The 23143-nt window shown below is 66.4% G+C and carries 26 protein-coding genes and 1 pseudogene; 18 read left to right on the top strand and 9 right to left on the bottom strand.

Features of this window, described 5'->3' with window-relative positions:
* Positions 1 to 27: 27 nt before the first annotated feature.
* Positions 28 to 432 (bottom strand): response regulator, encoded by a 405-nt coding sequence (locus PFLCHA0_RS12585; RefSeq protein WP_011060751.1) that lies wholly within the window; start codon positions 430 to 432, stop codon positions 28 to 30.
* Between the two features lie 182 nt (positions 433 to 614).
* Between PFLCHA0_RS12585 and PFLCHA0_RS12580 the strand changes: the two genes are divergently transcribed.
* The 4 genes from PFLCHA0_RS12580 to PFLCHA0_RS12565 all read left to right on the top strand — a co-directional run bounded on the left by PFLCHA0_RS12580 (position 615) and on the right by PFLCHA0_RS12565 (position 5803).
* Positions 615 to 1364: an SIR2 family NAD-dependent protein deacylase gene (locus PFLCHA0_RS12580; protein WP_015635202.1), complete on the top strand. Its 750-nt coding sequence runs from the start codon at positions 615 to 617 to the stop codon at positions 1362 to 1364.
* A 51-nt stretch (positions 1365 to 1415) separates the two neighbouring features.
* A complete protein-coding gene (locus PFLCHA0_RS12575) occupies positions 1416 to 2081 on the top strand; it encodes a suppressor of fused domain protein (RefSeq protein ID WP_015635201.1) in 666 nt (221 codons plus the stop codon).
* Between the two features lie 225 nt (positions 2082 to 2306).
* The gene (gene ppnN, locus PFLCHA0_RS12570; RefSeq protein WP_011060748.1) at positions 2307 to 3680 is read left to right on the top strand and encodes a nucleotide 5'-monophosphate nucleosidase PpnN; all 1374 of its coding nucleotides are present in this window, start codon (positions 2307 to 2309) and stop codon (positions 3678 to 3680) included.
* Positions 3681 to 4039: 359 nt separating this feature from the next.
* On the top strand, positions 4040 to 5803 hold the full coding sequence (locus PFLCHA0_RS12565; protein ID WP_015635200.1) for an FAD-dependent oxidoreductase: 1764 nt from the start codon (positions 4040 to 4042) through the stop codon (positions 5801 to 5803).
* Positions 5804 to 5818: 15 nt separating this feature from the next.
* On the opposite strand, the gene PFLCHA0_RS12560 is transcribed toward PFLCHA0_RS12565, so the two are convergent.
* A complete protein-coding gene (locus tag PFLCHA0_RS12560; protein WP_227454085.1) occupies positions 5819 to 6847 on the bottom strand; it encodes a hypothetical protein in 1029 nt (342 codons plus the stop codon).
* Positions 6848 to 7052: 205 nt separating this feature from the next.
* Between PFLCHA0_RS12560 and PFLCHA0_RS12555 the strand changes: the two genes are divergently transcribed.
* Together PFLCHA0_RS12555 and PFLCHA0_RS12550 are read left to right on the top strand one after the other, a co-directional pair.
* Positions 7053 to 7427: a DUF2784 domain-containing protein gene (locus tag PFLCHA0_RS12555; RefSeq protein WP_011060745.1), complete on the top strand. Its 375-nt coding sequence runs from the start codon at positions 7053 to 7055 to the stop codon at positions 7425 to 7427.
* A gap of 152 nt (positions 7428 to 7579) precedes the next feature.
* Entirely contained in the window at positions 7580 to 8320 is a 741-nt protein-coding gene (locus tag PFLCHA0_RS12550) for a TetR/AcrR family transcriptional regulator (protein WP_172621744.1), read from the top strand.
* On the opposite strand, the gene PFLCHA0_RS12545 is transcribed toward PFLCHA0_RS12550, so the two are convergent.
* Positions 8317 to 9138 carry a helix-turn-helix domain-containing protein gene (locus PFLCHA0_RS12545; RefSeq protein WP_172621761.1) on the bottom strand — a complete coding sequence of 274 codons (822 nt, stop codon included), beginning with the start codon at positions 9136 to 9138 and terminating at the stop codon, positions 8317 to 8319. The genes PFLCHA0_RS12550 and PFLCHA0_RS12545 overlap by 4 nt on opposite strands.
* A 36-nt stretch (positions 9139 to 9174) precedes the next feature.
* Complete coding sequence (locus tag PFLCHA0_RS12540; protein WP_015635196.1) at positions 9175 to 9627, bottom strand: GNAT family N-acetyltransferase; 453 nt, start codon at positions 9625 to 9627, stop codon at positions 9175 to 9177.
* A 144-nt stretch (positions 9628 to 9771) separates the two neighbouring features.
* On the opposite strand from PFLCHA0_RS12540, the gene PFLCHA0_RS12535 reads away from it, so the two are divergent.
* Both PFLCHA0_RS12535 and PFLCHA0_RS12530 read left to right on the top strand, forming a co-directional pair.
* Positions 9772 to 10173 carry a DUF6713 family protein gene (locus PFLCHA0_RS12535; RefSeq protein WP_019094428.1) on the top strand — a complete coding sequence of 134 codons (402 nt, stop codon included), beginning with the start codon at positions 9772 to 9774 and terminating at the stop codon, positions 10171 to 10173.
* Between the two features lie 14 nt (positions 10174 to 10187).
* Positions 10188 to 10517: a DUF2834 domain-containing protein gene (locus PFLCHA0_RS12530; protein WP_011060740.1), complete on the top strand. Its 330-nt coding sequence runs from the start codon at positions 10188 to 10190 to the stop codon at positions 10515 to 10517.
* Between the two features lie 9 nt (positions 10518 to 10526).
* Here PFLCHA0_RS12530 and PFLCHA0_RS12525 read toward each other — a convergent pair whose 3' ends face one another.
* Both PFLCHA0_RS12525 and acuI read right to left on the bottom strand, forming a co-directional pair.
* Positions 10527 to 11882 (bottom strand): MATE family efflux transporter, encoded by a 1356-nt coding sequence (locus PFLCHA0_RS12525; RefSeq protein ID WP_011060739.1) that lies wholly within the window; start codon positions 11880 to 11882, stop codon positions 10527 to 10529.
* A 133-nt stretch (positions 11883 to 12015) separates the two neighbouring features.
* A complete protein-coding gene (gene acuI / locus PFLCHA0_RS12520; RefSeq protein ID WP_011060738.1) occupies positions 12016 to 12999 on the bottom strand; it encodes an acrylyl-CoA reductase (NADPH) in 984 nt (327 codons plus the stop codon).
* A 284-nt stretch (positions 13000 to 13283) separates the two neighbouring features.
* Here acuI and PFLCHA0_RS12515 point away from each other — a divergent pair, with 284 nt between their 5' ends.
* The 3 genes from PFLCHA0_RS12515 (at position 13284) to PFLCHA0_RS12510 (ending at position 15402) form a co-directional block, all read left to right on the top strand.
* Complete coding sequence (locus PFLCHA0_RS12515; RefSeq protein ID WP_015635193.1) at positions 13284 to 14219, top strand: ankyrin repeat domain-containing protein; 936 nt, start codon at positions 13284 to 13286, stop codon at positions 14217 to 14219.
* Between the two features lie 74 nt (positions 14220 to 14293).
* Positions 14294 to 14428, top strand: coding sequence for a hypothetical protein (locus PFLCHA0_RS32075; RefSeq protein ID WP_015635192.1), 135 nt, complete (start codon positions 14294 to 14296; stop codon positions 14426 to 14428).
* A gap of 32 nt (positions 14429 to 14460) precedes the next feature.
* Positions 14461 to 15402, top strand: a complete 942-nt coding sequence (locus PFLCHA0_RS12510) for a class I SAM-dependent methyltransferase (protein WP_015635191.1) — start codon at positions 14461 to 14463, stop codon at positions 15400 to 15402.
* Between the two features lie 55 nt (positions 15403 to 15457).
* On the opposite strand, the gene PFLCHA0_RS12505 is transcribed toward PFLCHA0_RS12510, so the two are convergent.
* Together PFLCHA0_RS12505 and PFLCHA0_RS31960 are read right to left on the bottom strand one after the other, a co-directional pair.
* Positions 15458 to 15916 (bottom strand): GNAT family N-acetyltransferase, encoded by a 459-nt coding sequence (locus PFLCHA0_RS12505; RefSeq protein WP_011060736.1) that lies wholly within the window; start codon positions 15914 to 15916, stop codon positions 15458 to 15460.
* Positions 15917 to 16045: 129 nt separating this feature from the next.
* Positions 16046 to 16168 (bottom strand): annotated as a pseudogene (locus PFLCHA0_RS31960) (agmatine deiminase family protein); the annotation flags it as partial.
* Between PFLCHA0_RS31960 and PFLCHA0_RS32130 the strand changes: the two are divergent.
* Entirely contained in the window at positions 16112 to 16324 is a 213-nt protein-coding gene (locus tag PFLCHA0_RS32130; protein ID WP_324608082.1) for a hypothetical protein, read from the top strand. The pseudogene PFLCHA0_RS31960 and the gene PFLCHA0_RS32130 sit on opposite strands and share 57 nt — an antisense overlap.
* Before the next feature lie 123 nt (positions 16325 to 16447).
* Positions 16448 to 17062: a LysE family translocator gene (locus tag PFLCHA0_RS12495; RefSeq protein ID WP_015635189.1), complete on the top strand. Its 615-nt coding sequence runs from the start codon at positions 16448 to 16450 to the stop codon at positions 17060 to 17062.
* A 4-nt stretch (positions 17063 to 17066) separates the two neighbouring features.
* Here the strand turns inward: PFLCHA0_RS12495 and PFLCHA0_RS12490 are convergent, their stop codons facing one another.
* On the bottom strand, positions 17067 to 17960 hold the full coding sequence (locus PFLCHA0_RS12490) for a LysR family transcriptional regulator (RefSeq protein ID WP_015635188.1): 894 nt from the start codon (positions 17958 to 17960) through the stop codon (positions 17067 to 17069).
* Positions 17961 to 18083: 123 nt separating this feature from the next.
* Here PFLCHA0_RS12490 and PFLCHA0_RS12485 point away from each other — a divergent pair, with 123 nt between their 5' ends.
* The 5 genes from PFLCHA0_RS12485 (at position 18084) to PFLCHA0_RS12465 (ending at position 23109) form a co-directional block, all read left to right on the top strand.
* The gene (locus PFLCHA0_RS12485; protein WP_015635187.1) at positions 18084 to 18611 is read left to right on the top strand and encodes a GNAT family N-acetyltransferase; all 528 of its coding nucleotides are present in this window, start codon (positions 18084 to 18086) and stop codon (positions 18609 to 18611) included.
* Positions 18612 to 18721: 110 nt separating this feature from the next.
* On the top strand, positions 18722 to 19432 hold the full coding sequence (locus PFLCHA0_RS12480; protein WP_011060731.1) for a FadR/GntR family transcriptional regulator: 711 nt from the start codon (positions 18722 to 18724) through the stop codon (positions 19430 to 19432).
* A gap of 115 nt (positions 19433 to 19547) precedes the next feature.
* Positions 19548 to 20741 (top strand): L-2-hydroxyglutarate oxidase, encoded by a 1194-nt coding sequence (lhgO, locus tag PFLCHA0_RS12475; RefSeq protein ID WP_011060730.1) that lies wholly within the window; start codon positions 19548 to 19550, stop codon positions 20739 to 20741.
* A 154-nt stretch (positions 20742 to 20895) separates the two neighbouring features.
* On the top strand, positions 20896 to 22224 hold the full coding sequence (locus tag PFLCHA0_RS12470; protein WP_015635186.1) for an MFS transporter: 1329 nt from the start codon (positions 20896 to 20898) through the stop codon (positions 22222 to 22224).
* A gap of 87 nt (positions 22225 to 22311) precedes the next feature.
* A complete protein-coding gene (locus PFLCHA0_RS12465) occupies positions 22312 to 23109 on the top strand; it encodes a nucleotidyltransferase domain-containing protein (protein ID WP_015635185.1) in 798 nt (265 codons plus the stop codon).
* Positions 23110 to 23143 lie beyond the last annotated feature (34 nt).

The following is a 23143-nucleotide window of genomic DNA, read 5'->3' as shown; positions in this document are numbered from 1 at the left end:
CGATTGGCCGGGGTGAGGCGCCACGCCTCAACCCTGGGCCGATTTCAGCGCGCCTTCCACGCAGTCGAGGATCTGCCCGATGGTCCAGGGCTTGCGGATGAAGGACACCGGATAACGCACCCCGGAACTCTCGGGGGTCTCGAAACCCGACATGACCACGATCGGCAACTGCGGCCAGCGCTCGCCGCACAAATTGCTCAGGCTCGCGCCATTGAGGGTGCCGGGCATGGTGATATCGGTCAGCAGCAGGGCCACGTCCGCGGCCTGTTCCTGCAGGAATTCCCAGGCCCGATCCGCGCTGTCCATCGCCTGGGTGGCAAACCCTTCGTCCTGCAGGATCTCGCAGAGAAACTCCAGCACCGTCGGCTCATCCTCCACCACCAGGATCAAACGGGATTGGGCGCCGGGATTGACTGGCGTGGCTGGGTTCATGAGGGTGACACTCCCTGACGGATTGAGGCGGCTACACACAGGACCGCTGACAAGAGTTATGAGCGGCGCCTTGACGATAAATTCATTTACGCTGCAAGGCCGGCGCGTTTTTAGTACCGGTCCGATCCGCACGCGGAAGCGGGCGCCCCGTTCTTTCACCCACGGCAGGAACATCTTCAACCATGCAGTTCGATCCCAAGCGCCTGGCCCTGGCCCGGCATGTGGTGGTATTCAGCGGTGCCGGGGTCTCGGCGGAAAGCGGCATCCCGACCTTTCGTGACGCCCTGACCGGCCTGTGGGAACACTTCGATCCGGCGCGCCTGGCCACCGTGCAAGCCTTTCGCGAAGACCCGGCGCTGGTCTGGGGCTGGTATGAATGGCGACGCCAGAAAGTGCTCCAGGCCCAGCCCAATCCAGCCCATCTGGCCCTGGCCGAACTGTCCCGGCGGGTGCCGCGCCTGACCCTGATCACCCAGAACGTCGACGACCTGCACGAACGCGCCGGCAGCCCCTCGGTGCTGCACTTGCACGGCAGCCTGCACACCCCCAAGTGCTTTGCCTGCAACCGCCCGTTCAAGGGCCAACTGCCCTTGCCGGACTTGCCGGAACAGGGCGCCAGCCTGGAGCCGCCGCGCTGCACCGGTTGCAACGGCAAGATCCGGCCCGGGGTGGTGTGGTTCGGCGAACCCCTGCCCCAGGCAACCCTCAAGGCCGCCTTCAACGCCGCCGAAGAATGCGACCTGCTGCTGTCGGTGGGCACCTCCGGGCTGGTCCAGCCGGCGGCGCGAATTCCCCAACTGGCGCTGCAGCACGGCGCCTGCGTGGTGCATATCAATCCCCAGCCCCAGGCTTGCACCGGCGCCGAGGAATACAGCCTGGAGGGCAAGGCCGGGCAGTTGCTGCCGGAACTATTGCGCCAGGCCTTTGCCTGATTCCCTGGCAGCTCAAGCCGGGCCGCCGCTTCTGTTCAAGGACGCTTTCACATGCCGCAATCCCCCGACTCTTCATGGCTCGAAGCCGCCTGGGCGCAACGTGAAGAACAGATCTACCCGGCGCTGTTCGGCGCACTGGGCCCGGGAATCTATCCCCTGGACATGGCGCTGTTCAGCCAGGTCTTTGGCCAGCACGACGTCGATCCGCGCTGGCTCACCCACGGGGTCTTCGAATCACCGCCCAATGCCGGACGCAGCAGTTGGCTATACGTCACTTCGGGCCTGTCCAATGCCTGGGAAGATGCCCGGCCCGATGCCGATGGCGAATCCGGCATGGGCCACGAACTACTGCTGGAAACCCGCGAACAGTCACCCTGGGCCCTGCGCCTGTTACGCAATTTCTGCGCCTACCAATTGCTGCTGGCCGCCGGCCGTTGTGGCGAGCAGCCGCCGTTTGGCGAATGGGACCGCATGCGTACCGGCGAGCCGATCAATGGCGGCGACAGCCTGTTGCAGGCACTGCTGTTCATCCCCGCGCCGGGTTTTGCCGGCCCCCGGCAACTGCTGAGCGGGCGCTTCGGATTTCTGCAGATCATCGGCCTGACCCTGGCCGAACACGCCTGGGGCCAGGCCGAGGGCTACCCGGCCCTGATGGAGCGCCTAGCCCTGGCCGGGGCAGCGCCGGTGCTGGACCCGACCCGAGCCAGCCTGTGCTGAAGGCCGGTGGAAAATCCGCCACGACCAGGGCGGATCGTCATTTTTCCCGCCACGCCAGGCCCGCATGAGGTAGATTCAAGCAGCGAACAATCTCGCGACGACGTTTGCTTTCTTGCCCTGCCGCTGGAAACCAAGCCCCGTACCGGTGGCTCTGTTCACTGCCCCGCTATTTTTTCGCCACTGGCCGCGCATGGTGCGGTGGCGACGCTTTCAGGAAATGGATGAATGCCGCAAAGACAAGTGATCAATGCTTCGGTGAGCCCGAAAGGCAGCCTGGAGACCCTCTCGCAACGTGAAGTGCAACAGCTCAGCGCCGCCGGTTCCGGCAGCATCTATACCCTGTTCCGCCAGTGCGCCCTGGCCATCCTCAATACTGGCGCCCACGTCGACAACGCCAAGACCATCCTCGACGCCTACCACGATTTCGAAGTGCGCATTCACCAGCAGGATCGCGGCGTGCGCCTGGAACTGCTGAACGCACCGGCCGATGCCTTCGTTGATGGCGAGATGATCGCCAGCACCCGGGAAATGCTCTTCAGCGCCCTGCGCGACATCGTCTACACCGAGAACGAACTGGACAGCCAGCGCATTGACCTGGACAGCTCCCAGGGCATCACCGACTACGTCTTCCACCTGCTGCGCAACGCCCGCACCCTGCGCCCCGGCGTGGAGCCCAAGATGGTGGTGTGCTGGGGCGGCCACTCGATCAATACCGAAGAATACAAATACACCAAGAAGGTCGGCCACGAACTGGGCCTGCGCAAGCTGGACATCTGCACCGGCTGCGGCCCGGGCGTGATGAAGGGCCCGATGAAGGGCGCCACCATCGCCCACGCCAAACAGCGCATGAGCGGCGGCCGCTACCTGGGCCTGACCGAGCCGGGGATCATCGCCGCCGAAGCACCGAACCCCATCGTCAACGAGCTGGTGATCCTGCCGGACATCGAGAAGCGCCTGGAAGCCTTCGTCCGCGTCGGCCACGGCATCATCATCTTCCCCGGCGGCGCCGGCACCGCGGAGGAGTTCCTCTACCTGCTGGGCATCCTGATGCACCCGGACAACCGCGACCTGCCCTTCCCGGTGATCCTCACCGGCCCCAAGAGCGCGGCGCCCTACCTGGAGCAGCTCAACGCCTTCGTCCTGGCAACCCTGGGCGAAGCGGCGCGCCAGCACTACCAGATCATCATCGACAACCCGCCGGAAGTGGCGCGGCAGATGACCGAGGGGCTCAAGACCGTCAAGCAGTTCCGCCGCGAGCGCAACGACGCCTTCCACTTCAACTGGCTGCTGAAGATCGACGAGAGCCTGCAACGTCCCTTCGATCCGACCCACGAGAACATGGCCAACCTGCAACTGAGCCATGCCCTGGCGCCCCACGAACTGGCGGCCAACCTGCGTCGTGCGTTCTCCGGCATCGTCGCCGGCAACGTCAAGGACCAGGGCATCCGCCTGATCGAGCAGAAAGGCCCGTACAGCATCCACGGCGACCCGGCGATCATGCAGCCCCTTGACCAGCTGCTCAAAGCCTTCGTCGAGCAGCACCGCATGAAGCTGCCCGGCGGCGCCGCCTACGTACCGTGCTACCGCGTGGTCAACTGAGCCCTGCCCTGCTGCCTTGAACAACGCCGCGTTCGCTGCCTGGGAACGCGGCGTTTTTTTGCCCGGCATCCACCCGCAGCGCAAGCGCCTCTGTGCAGCGGCCTTGCGTCCTTGAGCAGCACAAAGAGGCCTGCTGGCCACTCTGACTTTCCCACCTGAGCGATATCGCCTTCCTGCCCTTCCGGCAGCCCCTCCTGAAGGTGCCCCCGTAGCTAAAAGCACCTTCTGCTCCCCTGCACCAATGAGCCTGCCTGGTCCTCCTCGCGGTTTGACAGCTTCCCAGGCAGTGTGAAATAGTTTTTCAAATTAATGGAACTTGATTCCATTTTTATCATAATTCAAAAAAAGGCCCTGTCATTGTGAGCGACGTTCCCGCTGCAACCCTCCTGCCCCTGGATTGTGATTTGCTGGTGATCGGCTCCGGCGCCGCCGGCCTGGCCTGTGCGGTGACCGCCGCGTGGCATGGCTTGAAGGTGATAGTTGTGGAAAAGGATTCCACTTTCGGCGGTGCCAGCGCCTGGTCCGGCGGCTGGATGTGGGTGCCGGGCAATCCCCTGGCACGCCGCGCCGGCATCCATGAAAACCCGCAGCAACCGCGCACCTACCTCAAGCATGAGCTGGGGGAGCGCTACGATGCCGCACGCATCGACGCCTTTCTGGATAACGGGCCGCAGATGGTGGCCTTCTTCGAACAACACACGGCCCTGCAATTCGTCGACGGCAATGGCATCCCGGATATCCACGGCCAGGTGCCCGGGGCCGGGATCGAGGGCCATCAGGTGATCGCCGCGCCGTATGACGCCCGGGCCATCGGCCCACTGCTCAAACGGCTGCGCAAGACCCTGCGGGAAACCTCGTTCCTGGGCATGCCGATCATGGCCGGGGCCGACCTGGGGGCCTTTCTCAGCATGACCCGTTCCTTCAGGTCGCTGCTGCATGTGGCCGGGCGCTTTGCCCGCCACCTGCGGGACCTGGCGCTACACGGCCGGGCCATGCACCTGGTCAACGGCGTGGCGCTGATCGGCCGGCTGGGCAAGTCCGCCGAGGACCTGGGGGTCAACCTGCTGGAGTCCACCCCGGCCCGCTCGCTGCTGCGCGATAGCCAGGGCGTGCAGGGCGCCCTGGTGGACACGCCTGAGGGGCCGCGGGAAATCCGCGCCCGGCGTGGAGTGCTGCTGGCCGCCGGCGGCTTCGCCAATGACCTGCCCCGCCGCCAGGCGTTGTTTCCCCGTGCCCCGGGGCCGGACGAGCACCTGGCCCTGCCGCCGCGCAGTTGCTGCGGCGACGGCATCCGCCTCGGCGAACAGGCCGGTGCCGTGCTGGCCACGGACCTTGCCAGCCCGGTGGCCTGGGCCCCCGTCTCTCGGGTGCGGCATGCCGACGGCAGCATCGGCCACTTTCCCCACATCATCGACCGGGCCAAACCCGGGCTGATCGGCGTGCTGGCCAACGGCAAGCGTTTCGTCAACGAGGCGGACGGCTACTACGACTACACCGCGGCCATGCTGGAGGCGGTTCCCGCGGGCGAGGAAGTGGCGTCCTGGCTGATCTGCGACCACCGCTTCCAGCGTCGTTACGGCCTGGGTTATGCCCGGCCCTTCCCCCTGCCGGTGGGGCCGCTGGTGCGCAGCGGCTACCTGGTACGGGCCGACTCCATCCAGGCCCTGGCCAGCCAGTGCGGCATCGACCCCCAGGGCCTTGCGGCCACGGTGCAGGCATTCAACCAGCATGCCCGCAACGGCCAGGACCCCGAGTTCGGCCGCGGCTCGACGCCCTACAATCGCAAGCAGGGCGACGCCCTGTATCCCGGGCCCAACCCCTGCGTGGCGCCCATCGAACAGGGGCCTTTCTACGCGGTGAAAGTGCTGCCCGGCAGCTTCGGCACCTTTGCCGGGCTCAAGACCAACGCCCAGGCCCAGGTGCTGGATTCGCACGGCACGGCGATCCCCGGGCTGTATGCCGCAGGCACCGACATGGCCAGCGTGATGGGCGGCTTTTATCCCTCCGGCGGTATCAACCTGGGGCCGGCCATGACCTTCGGCTACATCGCCGGGCGCCATGCGGCCGGGGTCAGTGACTACGAAGTGCCGCTGGATCCTGGTGCCGAGGCCACCCGGGGCTGAGCCGCCAGGACGGGCTCAGGGGCCCCGGCCATCGCCGGCGTCCTCATTGACCAGCGGCGCCTGCAGCTGGCGTTCGAGCTGCTGGCCGAGGTAATACACCCCGGCCATGACCCCATGCTCGGGGTCATGCAACTGCCTGGCCCAGGCCTGATCGAAGGCCGCGCCCAGGTCCCGTCGGGTCTGGGCCTGCAGGTCTTCCCGGTCATGGTCCTGGACCAGCGCCCGGACCCCGGCCACTCCCACCGAAATCAGCGCGCCGGCCACCCGCCCCACCGCCGCCGCCACCGCACCGGCCACACTGCGGCTGGCGAACTGGGCCTGGAGCTTGTCACTGGTCACCTGCGCCACCTGGGACACCCCCGGGGCCGGCGCTCCCTGTTCGCCGGTCGGGGTGCCATGGATCTGCTGCAGCAAGGGCCCATAGGCGGGCAAGCGGGCAATGGGCTCGGCCCGTATCAACTGGTTCAAGGAGGCGCGCTGCTCGGGGGCCGGCCCCAGGTCGATGGCCAGCACCTGGTCCAGATGGAGTTCCAGTTGCGGTGCCGGCAGTGGGTAACGGCTGCGGATCTGCGCCAGTTGCTGGCGCAGCAACTGCACATAGAACTCCATGGCCTCGCCGGTGATCGCATCGGCATCGACTTCCAGCGCCACCGGTGCCAGCACCCGTTCCTGGTACTGCTCCTGCAAGTAGGCCGCCAGGCGCCGGGAAGCTTGCCCGGCGTCGCCTTTATCGTTCAGGGAATACCAGCCGACCTTGAGCGACAGCCATTCCTGGGTCCAGTAGCCGCTGAACCAGGGAATGAAGTTTTCCTCGGTCTGCTGGTAGACCCGGGTCCGCCAGTGCTCCATGGAGCCCTGGGCATAGACCTCGGCCTGTTCAGTGGCGCTGCGGGAGGCTTCCAGCAGTTCATGGTTGACCTGGCGCCAGGTGGCCGGGCTGACCGGCATCGCGGCCACCGGCTCGGGGACCCGATGGGCGCAGCCGGCGAGCACCAGCATCAGCACCAGGACCCCGTGGCGGCAGCAGAGCATCGTTGGCCGCAAGGCATGTACCTCCCGCAAAGGCCGCGCCAGGCTCGACAGGTCGCCCTGGCGTTCCAGCAGTATAGGTAGCGCAAAGGCGGGCCCGATCGATTGCGAGCCGGGCTTTTTTCCTGCACCACGAAGAAACACTGCCACCGCCTACCGGCCCTCGGTATATTGCGCCCCGGCGCCTGCGCCACGGATCTGCCCCCTACAAGGAACCCCCATGCTCTACCGTATTGCCGCCGACAGCCTGGTGCTGTTTCACCTGTCCTTTATCGTCTTCGTGCTGCTGGGCGGCCTGCTGGTGCTGCGCCACCCGCGGCTGATGCTGCTGCACCTGCCCGCCGCGGCCTGGGGCGTGGCAGTGGAAGTGCTGCACCTGGAGTGCCCGCTGACCCGCTGGGAAAACCTGCTGCGCCACGCCGCCGGCCAGGACGGCTACGGCGCCGGCTTCATCGAGCATTACCTGATCCCGCTGATCTACCCCGCCGGGCTGACCCCGGGCATTCAGCTGTGGCTGGGTAGCCTGGTGCTGCTGATCAACCTCTGGGTCTATGGCTACCTGGCACGACGCTGGCTGCGCAAGCGCCGCGCCTGAGCCTGCCGCCAGCCGGAACGGCGCACCGTTCCGGCCTTGCCTCCTCTGTTCGCCCCTCTATGAAACAGCCGAGACAGCAGCGCCGACGCCTGAGGCAGGTGTTTCGCTATATACTTTTGTATATTGCGATTTCACACCCCCGAGATTTGCCCATGCACTGCCCCTCATCCACCCCGTTTTGCCTGACCCCGCAGGCGCTTGAGGCCGACTCGGCAGCGCCCCGGGTGCCAGCGCCAGCCCGCCAGGAACGCCGCTCGCGCCTGCGGCATCGGCAACTGATCCTCGATGCCGCCCGCAACGAGTTCGCCGCCAAGGGCTTCAGTGCCTGCCAGACCCTGGATATCGCGCTGCGCGCCGGGGTGCCCAAGGCCAACCTGTACTACTACTTCCACACCAAGGAAAACCTCTACGCCGAAGTCCTGCAGCCCCTGCTGGAACCCTTGCACCAGGCGTCGCGGCTGCTGCGCCCGGAGGCCGATCCGGCGCAGGCGTTGCAGGCCTACATCGAGGCGCGGATGCAGATCGTCGAGGATTTCCCCCTGCGTTCGAAGATTCTCTGCAGCGAGTTGCTGCACGGCGCGCAGCAGTTGCCAGAGGCCTGGCGTGAAAGCCTGGAGGCGCAGAACCGCAGTGAAATCGCTTGCCTGCGCAATTGGGCCGAACGTGGCCTGATCCGCGCCATTGCCCCGGAGCACCTGCTGCTGTTCATAGGAGCGGCGACCCAGACCTACCCCACCCTGGGCTGGCAGATCGCCCTGATGAGCGGCGTAGCCCAGCCCTCCAGCAGGGACTTCCAGAGCGTCGCGGCCACCCTGACCCGCATGGTGCTGGCCGGGGCACTGCCGGCGCTGGCGAGCGCCCAGGGGCTGCCGGCCCGGGCCCTGGCGATCTAACCCGGTTCGAGTCCGCCCAGGCGTTCGCAAGCCAGGGTCAGGGCCTGCCAGGTCGGCTCGTCAGCGGGAATCAGGTGTTCGATGCGCAGCGACGCCACGGTGATGTCCTGGGGCATGCCGAAGGTGGTGAAGGTGGACAGAAAACGCAGCTCGCCCCCGGGCCCGCGCACCCGGGTCAGCAGCAACGGCTCGGCCGGGCTCGGGGTCGCCGGCGACTCTCCGGGGAACGGCAGGCCGGCCAGCAGCGCCGCCAAGCCGGGGTCGCCCATGGCCTCTCGGGAGGCCCGCTGCCAGGCCACCTGGCGCACCTCCTCGGCATTGATCAGGCAGTCACCGAAACCACCGGGCTCCAGCAGGGCCGTCAACAGGTTGAAGCCCTGTTCCATGGCGTGTTGCGACAACCCCAGCAGTTGGAACAGCGCCGCGGTAGCCTGATTGGCCGCCAGCACTTGCCAGCCACTGTCGATGACGATGGCTGGCGCCGGGTTGTTGGCCTTGAGCAGGTGCATCAGCGCTGCGCGCACCGGCGCCAGGCCGGGGTCGGCCAGGGGCAAGGCGGCGTAGCGCGGCGCATAGCCCGCGGCGAGGAACACCCGGTTGCGCTGGGGCAAGGGGGTGTCCAGGGTGGTCAGCAGCGCATCCAGCAAGGCCGGGCTGGGCTGGGCGCGGCCGGTCTCGACGCAGCTCAGGTGGCGCTGGGAAATCCCCGCCTGCAACGCCAGGTCCAACTGGCTCAAGCGCGCCTGGCGCCGTAACTGGCGCAACTGTGCGCCCACCGGCAAGGGCCCGGCGCGGGGAGCTTCAAGGGTGCAGGGCATGGCGGCGCGACCGCTGTCGGGCACAGGCATCCCGGCTCAGCCCACACGCTTGCAGAAGATCAGTTCGGAGTCCTGCCCGTCGAGGTTCTCGATCACCCCACTGGGCTGGAAACCGGCCTTGGCAATCAGGCCCCGGGCCGCCAGGTTCGACTGGTTGGTGGAGATGAACAGCCGGGGCGTGCGACAGGCCTGCTCGGCGGCGTCGAGCAAGCGCCGGGCCACGCCCTGGCGTTGCTGCCCCGGAGCCACCACCACCAGGGACACGAAGCCATGGTCGAAGAAGTCATGGTTCAGCAGCAGGTAGCCGACGACCCGGCCGGCCGCCACCTCCACCCAACCCTGGCCACGGCCCACCGCCACGCGTACGGCATCGCCCCGGCTGGCGTGGGCCTGGGCATAGGTGTCGCACTCGAGCATGGCCGGTACATCATCGGGCCCGGCCACGCGGATCACCCGGCCTGCGCCGGGAGCCTGCTGGTTGGAAGTCATCGCTGTTCAATCCTTGAAAGTGAAAGTCGCACCGCCCCAGCTGACAGCCTGAAGCGCCCCGCTGTCTATGACCTGGGGGGTCATTGAGTGACAACAGGCTTGCCACTTAGCCTGTTCGCTCCCGCTTGTTCAAGGATTTTCACCGTGAAAAACACACTCTGGCGACTCTGCATCGGGCTGTTCGCCGGCCATGAGCTGGATGCCGTGGCGCAGCGTGAATGGCGCCTGCTGTATGGCCTGCGCAACCTCGACCCCATGCTCGGGCAGCACCTGTTCATTGCCCTGCACGTCCCCCTGTGTGCCGGGCTGGTCCAGCTGTGCGGCCATCGGCGCCGTCGCGTGCGCGAGCTTGCCCGCCAGTGGCTGGCGGCGCTCGCCCTGCTGCATGCCGGATTACATCAACGCCTGCGCGACGACCCGCTGTACCTGTTCGACTCCCTGCTGTCGCAAAGCCTGATCTTTGGCTGTGGCGCAGCCGGCCTGCTGTATCTGCTGCTGGGCCTGGCCACCCGCAACCGCCGCGCCGTACACCCTGCCCATCCCTGATCGAGGACTGCGCCATGCGCCACCCTTACCCCGCCCTGCTGGCTCTACTGGGCTTCAGTGCCTACACCCTGTACTGCCTGTTCCAGGCCGAACAGTCGCTGCTGCAATTCGGCCTGCAACTGCTGTCGCGCCCGGACACCGCACAAGTGGTGATCGACCTGTACCTGATGGCGCTGCTGGCGGCTGCGTGGATGCTGGGAGACGCCCGCGCCCGTGGGCGCTCCTGGCGTTCGGTGCTGCCCTATCTGCTGCTGACGGCGGTCTTCGTCTCCATCGGGCCCTTGCTGTACCTGGTGGTTCGCGACCTGCGCCCGCCCCGGCAGCCACTGGCCGGCGGCGCTTGAGCGCGGGCCTCAGATCAGGCGCTGGATCTCCTTGTGGCGCCACACCAGCTTGAAGTAGCAGACCTGCAGCACCAGCATGGTCAGGTAGGCCACCGGGAACGCCATCCACACCCCTTGCAGGCCGAAATGTGCGTCCAGCACATAGGCCGCCGGCACCTGCACCCCGAGGATGCAGAAGATCGAGATCGCCACCGGCACCAGCACCGTGCCGCTGGCGCGCATGATGCCGCCGACCACCGCCTGGAAACCGAACACCAGGATGCTCCAGAGCATGATGTGCAGCAGGTGCTGGGCCTGCACCAGGGCTGCCGGGTCGATGATGAACAGGCCCAGCAGCCAGTGGGAAATCAGGTAGCCGAGCAGCACCAGGGCGCCGGTGAGGCACAGGTTGATCGCAAGCCCGGTACGCAGGATCGGGGTGATGCGCTCCAGGCGCCCGGCGCCGATGGCCTGGGCGCCGAGGATCGAGGCGGTGATAGCGATCGACAGCGCCGGGAACTGCACGTAGTTGACGATCTGGGTCACCGCGCCATAGGCCGCCGTGGCCTGGGAACCGTGGCGGTTGACCAGGGCCAGGATCACCAGTTCGGAAAGCGAGATGACCACCATCTGCACCCCGGTGGGCAGGCCGATGCGCAGCACCTTGCCGAGTATCGCCCGGTTCAGCCGCAGCGCCGCGAACAGCGCCCGGTCCGGGGCCAGGGGGTGGTCGCGGCCACTCAGGCGCCAGACCAGAAACCCCATGGCCAGGATATTTCCCGCCAGCCCGGCGAAGGCCGCACTCTGGATACCCATGGGCGGCAGGCCCAGCCAGCCACGGATCAACGCCGGGGTCAGCAGCAGCCCCGCCAGGGTCGAGACCATCAAGGCCAGCAGGGGCGACAGGGTATCGCTGACACCCCGCAGCAACTGGGTGTAGAGCACGAACACCAGCAGCAGCGGCATGATCAGCATCATCACCCGGGCATAGCCCACTGCGTCGTCCAGTACATCCGCCGGTGTGCCCAGGCCCTGCAGGGCCGGGCGGGCGAACAGCATGCCCAGCACCGCCCCCAGCAGGCCGATCAAGGCCCCCAGCATCAGGGTACTGCCGGCCACCGACTTCACCGCATCCAGCTCCCGGGCACCCCAGGCCTGGCCGATCAGCACAGAGGCACCGGCCCCCAGGCCGATCACCAGGGCAATGAAGAAGAACACGATGGGGAACATCCCCGACACCGCCGCCAACGCCTGGGTGCCCAGCAACTGGCCAATGTAGATACCGTTGAGGGTGCCGGAAAACGACTGCAGGAAATTCGACAGCACCATGGGCAGCAGGAAGACCAGGTACACCTGCCAGAGGGGGCGCTGAGGGGAAATGGACATGAAACAGGCAACCTCGGATCAAGAGGACGAAGGGCCGCGAAGAAGCCCCGTGGCACGGGGCTCGCGTCGGACCTGAAACATGCAACAACCCAGGCCGCGCACGGCGTTCCGACAGCGCGGCCCGGGGTTTATATCAGTGGTTGACGTCGACCACCACCCGCCCGCGAACCTTGCCTTCAAGCAACTCGTGGGCGACGGTCAGGGCCTCTTCCAGGCCCACTTCGCGGGTGATCCGCTGCAGGTGCTGCTGGTCCACCTCGGCGGCCAGGCGTTCCCAGGCATGCACCCGCTCGTGATAGGGACGGGTCACGCTGTTGATCCCCAAGAGGCTCACCCCACGCAGGATGAAGGGCGCCACCGAGGCCGGGAAATCCATGCCCTGGGCCAACCCGCAGGCGGCCACCAGGCCATCGGCGGCGGTGCCGGCACAGACGTTGGCCAGCGTATGGCTGCCCACCGAGTCGATGGCCGCCGCCCAGCGTTCCTTGGCCAGCGGACGCCCCGGCTGGGACAGCTCGGCGCGCTCGATGATGCGGCTGGCGCCCAGCGCCTTGAGGTAGTCGGCCTCCTCCGGACGCCCGGTGGCGGCGATCACCGAGTAGCCCAGGCGCGACAGCAGGCTGATGGCAAAACTGCCGACCCCGCCGCTGGCACCGGTGACCAGCACCTCGCCGTGTTCGGGGGTCAGGCCGCTGCGCTCCAGGGCGATCAGGCAGAGCATGGCAGTGTAGCCGGCGGTGCCGATGGCCATGGCCTGGCGCGCGCTGAAGGCTTCAGGCAGGTGGATCAGCCAGTCGCCCTGCAACCGGGCCTTCTGCGCCAGCCCGCCCCAGTGGCTCTCGCCCACGCCCCAGCCATTGAGCAGCACCTGCTCACCCGGGCGAAAGCGCGGATGGCTGCTGGCTTCGACGGTGCCTGCCAAGTCGATACCGGGGACCATGGGAAACTGCCGCACCACCGGGCTCTTGCCGGTGATTGCCAGGCCGTCCTTGTAGTTCAGGGTGCTGTAGGCCACCCGGACCGTGACATCGCCCTCAGGCAGTTGCGCCTCCTCCAGCTCGCGCAGATGGGCGCGATAACCTGCAGTGTCTTTGTCGATCACAATGGCCTTGAACATCATGGACTCCTGTTGGCAAGGGAGGCTGCAGCGCTGGCTGCAACGGCGTAGAGCGCGAACGCGCCATCCTACGCAAGCCTCTGCAAGGCGTCCATGAGCCTCCCCTCCCCACCCGCGACGCTCGAAACAGCCCACTGCCCACGCCGGCGTCGCGTATCGCAGTACAGCCCGGCGCGCCCGGCCTGCCGGAACCGGGGCGTGGAGTAGCCCGGGCGTGGCAGAACCTGGCCCCAGAGCGCTACCATGCGGCGGCATCTGCCCCCTGACCGAACGGATTTCCGACCTTGTCCCATCTCCTGGAAAAAGCCGCCGCGCGCGGCGACCTTGCTGCTCTCGAGCGCCTGCTGGATGCGGGTGCGGACCTTGAATGGCAGCACAAGGGCACCGGCCGCACGGCCTTGCTGGCCGCCACTATCGCCGGGCACCGGCCGGCCGTGGCGCTGCTGCTGGCGCGCGGCGCGAATGTCCAGCAGCCGTGCAAGGCCCTGGGCTACAGCCCCCTGGCCTGGGCCGCCAGCCACGGCGACACTGCCCTGGCCGAGTTGCTGATCGCCCATGGCGCAGCGCTCGAACAGGCCAGCCCCGAACTGCAACGCACCGCCCTGATGAACGCCGCCCAGGCTGGCCACGAGGCAATGGTGGCCTTGCTGCTCAAGGCCGGCGCCAACCCCTCGCCCGTGGATTTCCAACAACGCAACGCCTGGTCCCTGGCCGAAGAAAATGGCCATGCCCAGGTCATGCAACAGCTGGAGCAGGCCGGTACCGGGGCACCGCCAGCACCTGCACCGGCCCCTTCCCTGCCCTGGCCGCCGCTGGTGCCTGGCACTGACAGCAGCGCAGATCCGGTCACCCAGGTGCGGGCCTATACCCTGGCTTTGTACTCTTGGGAACAGCGCGGCAACGCCCTGGGCCACGACGCGCTCGACGCCGCCTTCTGGGCCGAACCGCAACAGCTGCTCGAACGTTTTTGTACCCTGCGACCGCGGGCCTATCCGCGAGCCTCCTATGGTTACCCCACGACCCACGCCGAGGCCGACGAACTACTGGGCTGCCAGTTGCTCAAGCCCGCCCAGGCCGAAGTGCTGGTGCGCGACCCGGCGTCCCGGGCCCTTTGCTACGAGCATCGCTTCGTGGTCAAGCGGGTTGCCGGCCAATGGCGCATCGACAGCGTCAAGCGCCGCCTGGCCGGCACCCAGAAATGGGCAAACGCCATTCTCTAGCGGGGGCAAGGGGCAAGAGCGAACGGGCGCAGCCTGCTCGACGTGCGGCACGGTTCGAGCTCGTCGCCCTTGGCGTGCAGTTACCCGCCATCACCACCGCTGTCCAGATCCGCGTTGAAACACCTGCCGACAAGCCCCTGGCCCGACAGCAGGCGGCCGCCAGCCAGCAGCAATTGCTGGTTGGCGGGCGGGCTGCTGCCCGTGGTTAAATGCCGCCCCGAAAAAATGACCGGCCCCACTGATGACTCCTCTCGCCCTCGCCACCCTCAACCAGCACCTGTTGACCGCCCTGGCCGCCGCGCCCGGCGAAACCCGGCGCCTGTTCCATGGCCGCGGCCGCTGCTGGCCGGGGCTGGAACAGCTGACCGTGGACTGGCTGCAGGGGGTAGTGCTGGTGTCCTTGTTCAAGGAACCCGAAGCCGGGCAACTCGAAGCCCTGCAGCAGTTGCTGGCGGAGCTGGGCTCGACCCCGCAATGGGTGGCCAGCGGCGCCCGCAGCCTGATGCTGCAACACCGCTACCTGCCCGACAGCCGTGGCGAGTGGCTGCTGGGCGAGGCCATCGACAGTTGCACCATCACCGAGGAAGGCCTGCGCTACCAGGTGGACCTGGGCAGCAAGCAGAACAACGGGCTGTTCCTCGACATGCGCTACGGGCGCAACTGGGTGCGGGCCAATGCCCGGGGCAAGAATGTCCTGAACCTGTTTGCCTATACCTGCGGCTTCTCGGTGGCGGCGATTGCCGGCGGCGCCGAGCGGGTGGTCAACCTCGACATGTCCCGGGCGGCCTTGAGCCGCGGCCGCGACAACCACCGGCTCAACGGCCACGACACCAGCCGGGTGAGTTTCCTCGGCCATGACCTGTTCAAGTCCTGGAGCAAGGTCAAGCAGGGCGGACCCTATGACCTGGTGATCATCGACCCGCCGTCGTTCCAGAAAGGCAGCTTTGTCCTCGGCAAGGACTATGCGCGGGTGCTGCGGCGCCTGCCGGAGTTGCTCACGGCCGATGGTTGCGTCCTGGCGTGCATGAATGATCCGGCGTTTAGCGTGGATTTTCTTCTGGAGGGGATGGCCGAAGCGGCGCCGGGGTTGCACTTTGAACAGCGGCTGGAGAACCCGCCGGAGTTTCCGGATGCGGATCCGCAGTGCGGGCTCAAGGCACTGGTATTTCGGCATGGGGCATAGGCCTTGATCCTGGCTGGATAGCCGTTGCTGCAGCAACGGGCGTCCAGCCAGGCCCTTACAACTCCATCCGATACTCGATCACCCCCGGCTTGTGCGCCACCCAGTCATACAACCGTTGCGCCCGCTTGTTGCTCTCCTGGGTATGCCAGTACAAACGAGCGCACTGGTGTTGCCGGGCAAAGGCCTGCACCCACTCGATCAACAGTTTCCCCGCCCCGCTGCCGCGAATCGACGGGGCCACGTACAGGTCTTCCAGATAGCAGAAGTCGCCGACGGCCCAGGTCGAACGGTGCAACACCAGGTTGACGAAGCCGATGACTTCATCGCCCTGCACCGCCACCGCCGAATACATCGGTTCCCGCGAATCGAGGAAACGCTCGAACGTGCGGCGACTGACCTCTTCGCTCAGCGTCACCTGATAGAAATCCTGATAGGCCAGCCACAGCGGCAGCCATTGCTGGTAATCCCCAGGCTGAATCGCCCGTACCGTCACCGCAGGTTGTTGATCGCTCATTACGCGCTCCTCTTGATCATCCACACCGGGATCAGCCCCGGTTATTGAAGAGTGCGCAGGTTAGTGCGTGAGTGGCGGATTTTATCAGGCCAATTCTGCCATCTGTAACAGACCACTTTGCCCAAACCCTCACAGCCCGGGCTGCTGATGGGGCACGCAGTGAATGCCGCCGCCCCCTGCGGCGATAGCGTCGATATCCAGCCGGATCACCTGCCGCCCGGGATACAGGCTGGCCAGCAGGCGGTGGGCCTTGCCCTGGTCAGCCAATTGCTGAGCCCTTTGTGCGAACAGAGCGTGCGCGGCCCGACCTGGGCCTGGCTGATTCACCGCGACAGTGAAAGCAGCCCGCTGACCCGCAGTTTCTCGCAGTGGCTACAGGCTGCGCTGCAGGGTTCGGCCGAAGCTTGAGGCGCCCGCCCGGCAAGGACTGGAGCGATGCAAAACCGCTTTCCATTCCTGCCCCTAACCCCACGCGTGGCGGCGACTTAAGCTGGCGCCAGTGCAATCCGCACTGCCTTCCAGGAGCCGCCCGTGCCCCCGATCCACGACATCAACTGGCCGCTGTGGCTGTCCACCATGCTGCCCATGGCCCTGAGCGCCGGCCCCGGCAATCTGATGGTGGCCAGCTCCGGCGCCCGCAGCGGCGTGCGGCGTTCCCTGCGCTTCATCTGCGGGCTGGACCTGACCTACCTGCTCCTGGCGCTACTGGTGGGGCTGGGGCTGTATCACAGCCTGGCGGCGTACCCAGGGTTGCTCTGGGGGCTACGGATAGCGGGCAGCCTGTACATTTTCTGGCTGGGCCTGCGCCTGCTGCTGCGGCCGTTGCGCAAGCCTGGCGAGCAGAGTGAAGCCCTGCAGTTTCGTGATGGCGTGATGCTGCAACTGGGCAATGTGCAGGGTCTGGTGATGCTGCTGGTCATGTTCTCCACCTTCAGCCCGGGCGCCGATGCGGGCACTGCCGTGGTGCTGGCGCTCAGCGCCGCGCTGATCGCGGTGAACCTGTTCGGCCACCTGCTGTGGGCCAGCCTGGGCTCAAGCCTGCAGCGGCTGATGCACGACCGCCCTCGCCTGCTGCTGGCGCAGAATGCGCTATTCGGCTTGCTGCTGATGGCGGTGGCCGGGTGGCTATTGCTGCGTGGCGCCTAGCGCGTCAGCCGGCCTTGCCCTCACCCTGCAAGCCCTGGCGCGCCAGCAGATCGCAGAGAAATTCCGCCACCCGCTCGACCCGCTCCTGGCCCTGGGTCGCCAGGTTGCGCAGCAGCCAGATATCCGCGCGGTGGGCCGGAGCCTGGGGCAAGACCCGGTGCAGGCCCAGGGGTTCTGCGATATAGGCCGGCAAGGCGGCAATCCCCAGGCCCGCCTGCACCGCCTTGAGCTGCGCCTCCAGGTTGCCGGTGCGCATCCACAACGGCTGATTACCGCTGAGCTGGTCCAGCCAGCGGGCCAGGGGCATGTGGGCCAGGGTCTGGTTCCAGCCGATCAGCGAATGCTGGCGCAGCTCCGAAGGCTTCTCGGGGCAGCCATGGGCTGCGGCATAACCTGGGGAACAGAACAGCGCCTGGGTCAACTCGCCGACCCGGCGCAGGGTGAAGTTGCCGGCTTCCGGCCGTTGCAGGCGCAGCAGCAGGTCGCTGTGGCTCTGGGTGAGCTTGACCGAGCGCGCCGCATTGACGAAATCGAAGCTGATCTGCGGATGCTGCAAGCGAAACTGCGCCAGTGCGGGAATGATCAGGTGGCTGCCCATCAACTCCGGGCATTCGATGCGCACCACCCCGGCCATGCGCGCGCCTGGCCGGGACAACTGACGTTCCATCAGGCGCAAGCGCTCCTCGATCTCCAGGGCCATGGGCAGTAGGGCCTGGCCGGCTTCGGTGAGGAAATAGCCTTGGGTGGTCTTGAGGAACAGCACGCTGCTCAAGGCCTGCTCCAGCACCAGGATCTTGCGCGAGACCGTCGAGGCCGACACCTTCAGCGCCTGCCCGGCGTCGGTGATGTTGCTGGCATTGGCGACGGCAATGAAAAACCGCAGATCGTCCCAGTTCACGCTTACCTGCCCTATCCCTGAAAACCCAGGCCCGGGATCTTATGCGAAATAAGCAGCGCAGCGGTCAGACTTTTCTCCTGTAAAGTGCCCAAAATCTTTCCTGCCCACGGATCGGGAGCCCCCATGCTGGAACTGCACACCCCTCGCCTGAACCTGCGCCCCCTGAACGTCCATGACTGGGAGCTGTTCCTGGCCCTGCACAGCGACCCGGAAAACCTGCGCTATGTCTGCGATCCGCTCTCCCGGATGCAGATCGAGGAGCGTTTCACCTCGCGCCTGCCCCATTGGGACATGGATTGCGACCACTGGCTGTGCCTGGTGATCCGCGATCGCCACAGCGGCGAGGAGCTGGGCTTCACCGGCCTGCGAGTCAGCGACCGGTCCGGCGCCGAAGCCGAGGTCGGCTACCTGCTGGCCCCCGGTCATCAAGGCAAGGGCCTGGCCACGGAATCCCTGCGCACGCTGATGCAATACGCCCGCCACAGCCTGGGGATCAAGCGCCTGGTGGCCACGGTCACCGACGGCAATGCTGCGTCCTGCCAGGTTCTGCAGCGATGCGGTTTCGTCTTCCAGCAACGTGACGAAGGGGCCTTCCGCATGGGTGGCGAAGACTTCGACGACCTGATTTTCAGTTGCCCCCTTACGGCCTGAGTGCGGGTTTGTGGCCCCCGCCTACGCCTGCCTGGCGTGGGTTTTTCTTGACAGCGAAAATTCCCAACGGCTATTGTCTGACAACCTGACTACCAAGGTTTTACCCACCCATGCTTGAACTCCAGCGACCCGACTCTCTCGTTGTGCGTGTGGTCAATGCGATCCGCACCGAGATCGACTCCGGCCGCCTGGCCCCCGAATCGCGCCTGCCCACCGAGCAGCAACTGGCCGAGCAGTTGAACGTCAGCCGCTCGGTGATTCGCGAGGCCATCGCCCAGCTCAAAGCCGACGGCGTACTGATCGCCCGGCGTGGCCTGGGTTCGTACATTTCCAAGACCCCCGCCGGCACCGTGTTCCGTTTCCCCCAGGGCGATGGCCGCCTGCCGGACCTGGCGCAGATGTTCGAGATGCGTTTGTGGATCGAAACCCAGGCCGCGTCGATCGCCGCCCAGCGCCGCGACGCCGCCGACCTGCAACGGATGCAGGGCGCGTTGCAGGAAATGCACGACAAGCGCAGTGATTTCGAAGCCGCGGGGCTGGCCGACGTGGAGTTCCACCGGGCCATCGCCGAGGCCAGCAAGAACGACTATTTCGTGGCCTTCCATGATTTTCTGCGCAGCCAGCTGACCAGCGCCCGCAAGGCCGCCTGGGAGAACTCGGCGCTGCGCATGGTGGGCGGTTCCGCCGATGCCACCCAGGAACACCAGGCGCTGTACCAGGCGATTGCCGCTGGCGACCGCCAGGCCGCCGCCGGTTGCGCCGACGCCCACTTGCGGGCTTCGGCCAAGCGCCTGGGCCTGGAACTGCCGACTATCGATTGACCAAAGCTTCACGCTTCGAGCCGCATGCCACGGCCTGCGGTTTTTTGTCGGATTAGTTAGTCTGACAACCTGATAACCAGACCGAAACGCATTGGATCCAAGGTACCTAAGAACAATGATTTACGACTTTTGCATCATCGGCGGCGGCATCGTCGGCCTGGCTACGGCGATGGAGATCCTCAAGCGCCAGCCCGGCGCTTCGCTGGTCATCCTGGAAAAGGAAAACGTCCTGGCCAAGCACCAGACCGGGCACAACAGCGGGGTGATCCACGCCGGCATCTACTACGCCCCGGGCAGCCTCAAGGCCGACCTGTGCAAGCGTGGCGCCGAGGCCACCAAGCAGTTCTGCAGCGAGCACGGGATCAAGTTCGAGGTCTGCGGCAAGGTGCTGGTGGCGTCCAACGCCCTGGAAGTGCAGCGCATGGAGGCCCTGTACCAGCGCTCGCAACAGAACGGCCTGAAGGTGGAGCGCCTGGACGCCGAGCAACTGCGCCAGCGCGAACCGAATATCGTCGGTCTTGGCGGGCTGTTCCTCGACGCCACCGGCATCGTCGACTACCGCGAAGTCTGCGACACCATGGCCCGGGTGATCCGCCGCGAGGGCGGCGAGATCTGCCTGAGCCAGACCGTCACCGCGATCCAGGAAAGCGCCGACAGCGTCACCGTCAGCAGCCATGGCGGCAGCTGGCGGGCGAAGAAGCTGGTGGCCTGCGCCGGCCTGCAATCGGATCGCCTGGCGGTGATGGCCGGGGTGAAGATCGACCACCAGATCATCCCCTTTCGCGGCGAGTACTTCCGCCTGCCGGCGTCGAAGAACAACATCGTCAATCACTTGATCTACCCGATCCCCGATCCGGAGCTGCCGTTCCTCGGGGTGCACCTGACCCGCATGATCGACGGCAGCGTTACCGTCGGCCCCAACGCGGTACTGGGCCTGGGCCGGGAGAACTACAGGAAGTTCTCCATCAACTGGCGCGACGTGGCGCAGTACGCCAGCTTCCCCGGTTTCTGGAAAACCATCTGGCAGAACCTCGGCTCTGGCACCACCGAGATGAAGAACTCGCTGTTCAAGTCCGGCTACCTGGAGCAGTGCCGCAAGTACTGCCCTTCCCTGCAAGTGGAAGACCTGCTGCCTTATGAGGCGGGGATCCGCGCCCAGGCGGTGATGCGCGACGGCAGCCTGGTGCACGATTTCCTGTTCGCCGAAACCCCGCGCATGTTGCATGTGTGCAACGCGCCCTCGCCCGCCGCCACCTCGGCGATTCCCATTGGCTCGATGATTGCCGACCGGATTTTCCAGGCCGCCTGAAACACCCCGCGCCATCACCTTGCAGTGCAGTGCCCCGGCACTGCCAAGCGGGCCGCGTGTCGCCGCAATACCCCTTGGCCGCCCTTTAGGGCGCGTCGCGCAAGGCTCGCGTCAACTCGACAATAACTACAATGATTCATGAGGATGTACGGATATGACCGCAGTTGAAACCAGCAGTACTGCAGCGGAAACCCCACAGCAAACCAAGAAACGCCTGCGCAAGGTCGCGGCGGCCACCATCTTCGGCTCGATGCTGGAGTGGTATGACTTCTACCTCTACGCCACCATGGCGGCCATCGTCTTCTCGAAGATCTTCTTCGATAACAGCAACCCGAAAAGCGCCACCCTGATGGCCTTCTCGACCTTTGCCATCGGCTTTATCGCCCGCCCCTTCGGCGGCATCCTGTTCGGCTACCTGGGGGACAAGTTCGGCCGCAAGCAGGTACTGGTGCTGACCTTCTGCCTGATGGGCGTGTGCACCGCGCTGATCGGCCTGATCCCCAGCTATGCGTCGATCGGCATCTGGGCGCCGATCCTGCTGGTGGCAATCCGCATCATCCAGGGCCTGGGCGCCGGCGCCGAACTGTCCGGCGCGGCGGTCACCTCCTATGAGCATGCCAGCGAAGGCAAGCGCGGCAGCCAGGGCGCCTGGCCGGCGCTGGGGCTGAACCTGGGCCTGCTGCTGTCGTCGCTGACCATCTACCTGCTGACCATCAACGGCAACGACTTCCTGCTGGCCGGCGGCTGGCGCATTCCGTTCGTCTGCAGCATCGTCCTGGTGGCCGTCGGCCTGTGGGTGCGCAACAGCATTCCGGAAACCCCGGAGTTCAAGGAACTGAGCAAGGAAAGCCAGAAAGCCAAGGCCTCGCCACTCAAGGCGCTGTTCAAGAACGACCTCAAGGGCCTGGCCGTGGTGTTCTTCGTGGCGGTGGGCTACAACGCCCTGAGCTACATCTTCAAGACCTTCTCCCTGGCCTACCTGACCCAGTACAAGAACGTCGATGTGCACGTCACTTCGCTGTCAGTGACCATCGCCAGCCTGATCGCCATCGTCGCCGTGCCGTTCTTCGGCTGGCTCTGCGACAAGTGGAGCAGCAAGACCGTGCTGATCCTCGGCGGGCTGTTCTCGGTGCTGTTCGCCTACCCCTTCCTGGCCCTGCTGAACACCGGTGAGAGCCTGATGATCTACATCGCCATCGGCGTCGGCACCGGCATTCTGGCGCCGATGATGTTCGCCCCACAGGGCTCCTTCCTCAGCCGCCAGTTCCCCACCGCGACCCGCTCTTCGGGCTTCGGCACAGGGCGCGAGATCGGCACCGCCATCGCTGGTGGCCTGGCGCCGCTGGGCGCTCTGTCCCTGGTGACGGCCTCGGCCACCCACTCCACCGACGGCGTGGTGATCATTCTCGCCGTCGCCGCGGTGCTGGTGGTGGTGTTCGCCTTCCTCGACCAGGGCCGCAAGCACTCGGCCTTCAAGAACTGAGGCTGGACCCAACCCTGCCCGGGCCGCTCCAACGGCCCGGGCAGACTTTGCTAAGGTGGCCGCTGAACCCGCATTACAGGCCACCCCATGTCACCCGATAGCGCATTCGGCGTCGATGCCGACGGCTTGATCGCCCTTCCTGCCGCCCCCCCCCTGCAGCCCGAGTACCGAGCCCTGCTCGACGAGCTGTGCGCCGCCCTCACCGCTCCCGCCAGCCCGCCGCTGCATAGCCTGTACCTGTACGGCAGCGTCGCCCGTGGCACAGCCCGGCCTGGAGCTTCCGACCTGGACCTGTGCCTGATCCTGCAAGATCCCGCCGACCCGACCGCGTGCCAGCATCTGGAAAACCTGCGCCAAGCCCTGCAAGCGCGCCACCCGCTGGTGTCGAAGATCGATTTCGATATCGGCGACCTCAACCAGGTGCTGGAAACGCGGAACCTCGGCAGCTGGGGCTATTGGCTCAAGCACCATTGCCGCTGCCTGTGGGGCGAAGACCTGCGCTCGCGCTTTGCACCTTTCAGGCCCAGCCGGGAGATTGCCCTGGCGGTGAACGGTGACTTTCTCGCAGTGCTGGACGACTACGCCAAGCGCATCGACCGCGAACAGAAGCCCGCCGAAGTCCTCCGGCTGCAACGGCAGGCCTCGCGCAAACTCGTTCGCGCCACCAACCTGCTGCGCCAGGAGCAGGAGCCGAGCTGGCCCCAGAGCCTGGATGAGCATGTGTGGCTGTTTGTGCAGCACTACCCGGAAATGGCAGGCACCATCGACGTGTTTCGCCAGGCCGCCGAGGCAACGGCCCCCGCCGGCGCCGGTTTCAGCGACCGCTTGCGGCAGATGGCGCAGTGGATGAGCCAGGCACTGACCCCGCCGCCATCCAGGAATTGACCCATGCAATTGCACCGCACCCGGCAACGGCTGC

Origin of the sequence: Pseudomonas protegens CHA0, assembly GCF_000397205.1 — a bacterium.
Taxonomy (GTDB): Bacteria; Pseudomonadota; Gammaproteobacteria; order Pseudomonadales; family Pseudomonadaceae; genus Aquipseudomonas; species Aquipseudomonas protegens.
The sequence above is the reverse complement of the archived record's forward strand: the minus strand, read 5'-3'. Positions and strand labels throughout refer to the sequence as shown.

Excerpts from the sequence above, each read along its gene's own strand:
- PFLCHA0_RS12585 (WP_011060751.1), bottom strand. The coding sequence starts at position 432 with ATGAACCCAGCCACGCCAGTCAATCCCGGCGCCCAATCCCGTTTGATC.
- PFLCHA0_RS12580 (WP_015635202.1), top strand. The coding sequence starts at position 615 with ATGCAGTTCGATCCCAAGCGCCTGGCCCTGGCCCGGCATGTGGTGGTA.
- PFLCHA0_RS12575 (WP_015635201.1), top strand. The coding sequence starts at position 1,416 with ATGCCGCAATCCCCCGACTCTTCATGGCTCGAAGCCGCCTGGGCGCAA.
- ppnN (WP_011060748.1), top strand. The coding sequence starts at position 2,307 with ATGCCGCAAAGACAAGTGATCAATGCTTCGGTGAGCCCGAAAGGCAGC.
- PFLCHA0_RS12555 (WP_011060745.1), top strand. The coding sequence starts at position 7,053 with ATGCTCTACCGTATTGCCGCCGACAGCCTGGTGCTGTTTCACCTGTCC.
- PFLCHA0_RS12550 (WP_172621744.1), top strand. The coding sequence starts at position 7,580 with ATGCACTGCCCCTCATCCACCCCGTTTTGCCTGACCCCGCAGGCGCTT.
- PFLCHA0_RS12545 (WP_172621761.1), bottom strand. The coding sequence starts at position 9,138 with ATGCCCTGCACCCTTGAAGCTCCCCGCGCCGGGCCCTTGCCGGTGGGC.
- PFLCHA0_RS12540 (WP_015635196.1), bottom strand. The coding sequence starts at position 9,627 with ATGACTTCCAACCAGCAGGCTCCCGGCGCAGGCCGGGTGATCCGCGTG.
- PFLCHA0_RS12530 (WP_011060740.1), top strand. The coding sequence starts at position 10,188 with ATGCGCCACCCTTACCCCGCCCTGCTGGCTCTACTGGGCTTCAGTGCC.
- PFLCHA0_RS12525 (WP_011060739.1), bottom strand. The coding sequence starts at position 11,882 with ATGTCCATTTCCCCTCAGCGCCCCCTCTGGCAGGTGTACCTGGTCTTC.
- acuI (WP_011060738.1), bottom strand. The coding sequence starts at position 12,999 with ATGTTCAAGGCCATTGTGATCGACAAAGACACTGCAGGTTATCGCGCC.
- PFLCHA0_RS12510 (WP_015635191.1), top strand. The coding sequence starts at position 14,461 with ATGACTCCTCTCGCCCTCGCCACCCTCAACCAGCACCTGTTGACCGCC.
- PFLCHA0_RS12505 (WP_011060736.1), bottom strand. The coding sequence starts at position 15,916 with ATGAGCGATCAACAACCTGCGGTGACGGTACGGGCGATTCAGCCTGGG.
- PFLCHA0_RS12485 (WP_015635187.1), top strand. The coding sequence starts at position 18,084 with ATGCTGGAACTGCACACCCCTCGCCTGAACCTGCGCCCCCTGAACGTC.
- PFLCHA0_RS12480 (WP_011060731.1), top strand. The coding sequence starts at position 18,722 with ATGCTTGAACTCCAGCGACCCGACTCTCTCGTTGTGCGTGTGGTCAAT.
- lhgO (WP_011060730.1), top strand. The coding sequence starts at position 19,548 with ATGATTTACGACTTTTGCATCATCGGCGGCGGCATCGTCGGCCTGGCT.
- PFLCHA0_RS12470 (WP_015635186.1), top strand. The coding sequence starts at position 20,896 with ATGACCGCAGTTGAAACCAGCAGTACTGCAGCGGAAACCCCACAGCAA.
- PFLCHA0_RS12465 (WP_015635185.1), top strand. The coding sequence starts at position 22,312 with ATGTCACCCGATAGCGCATTCGGCGTCGATGCCGACGGCTTGATCGCC.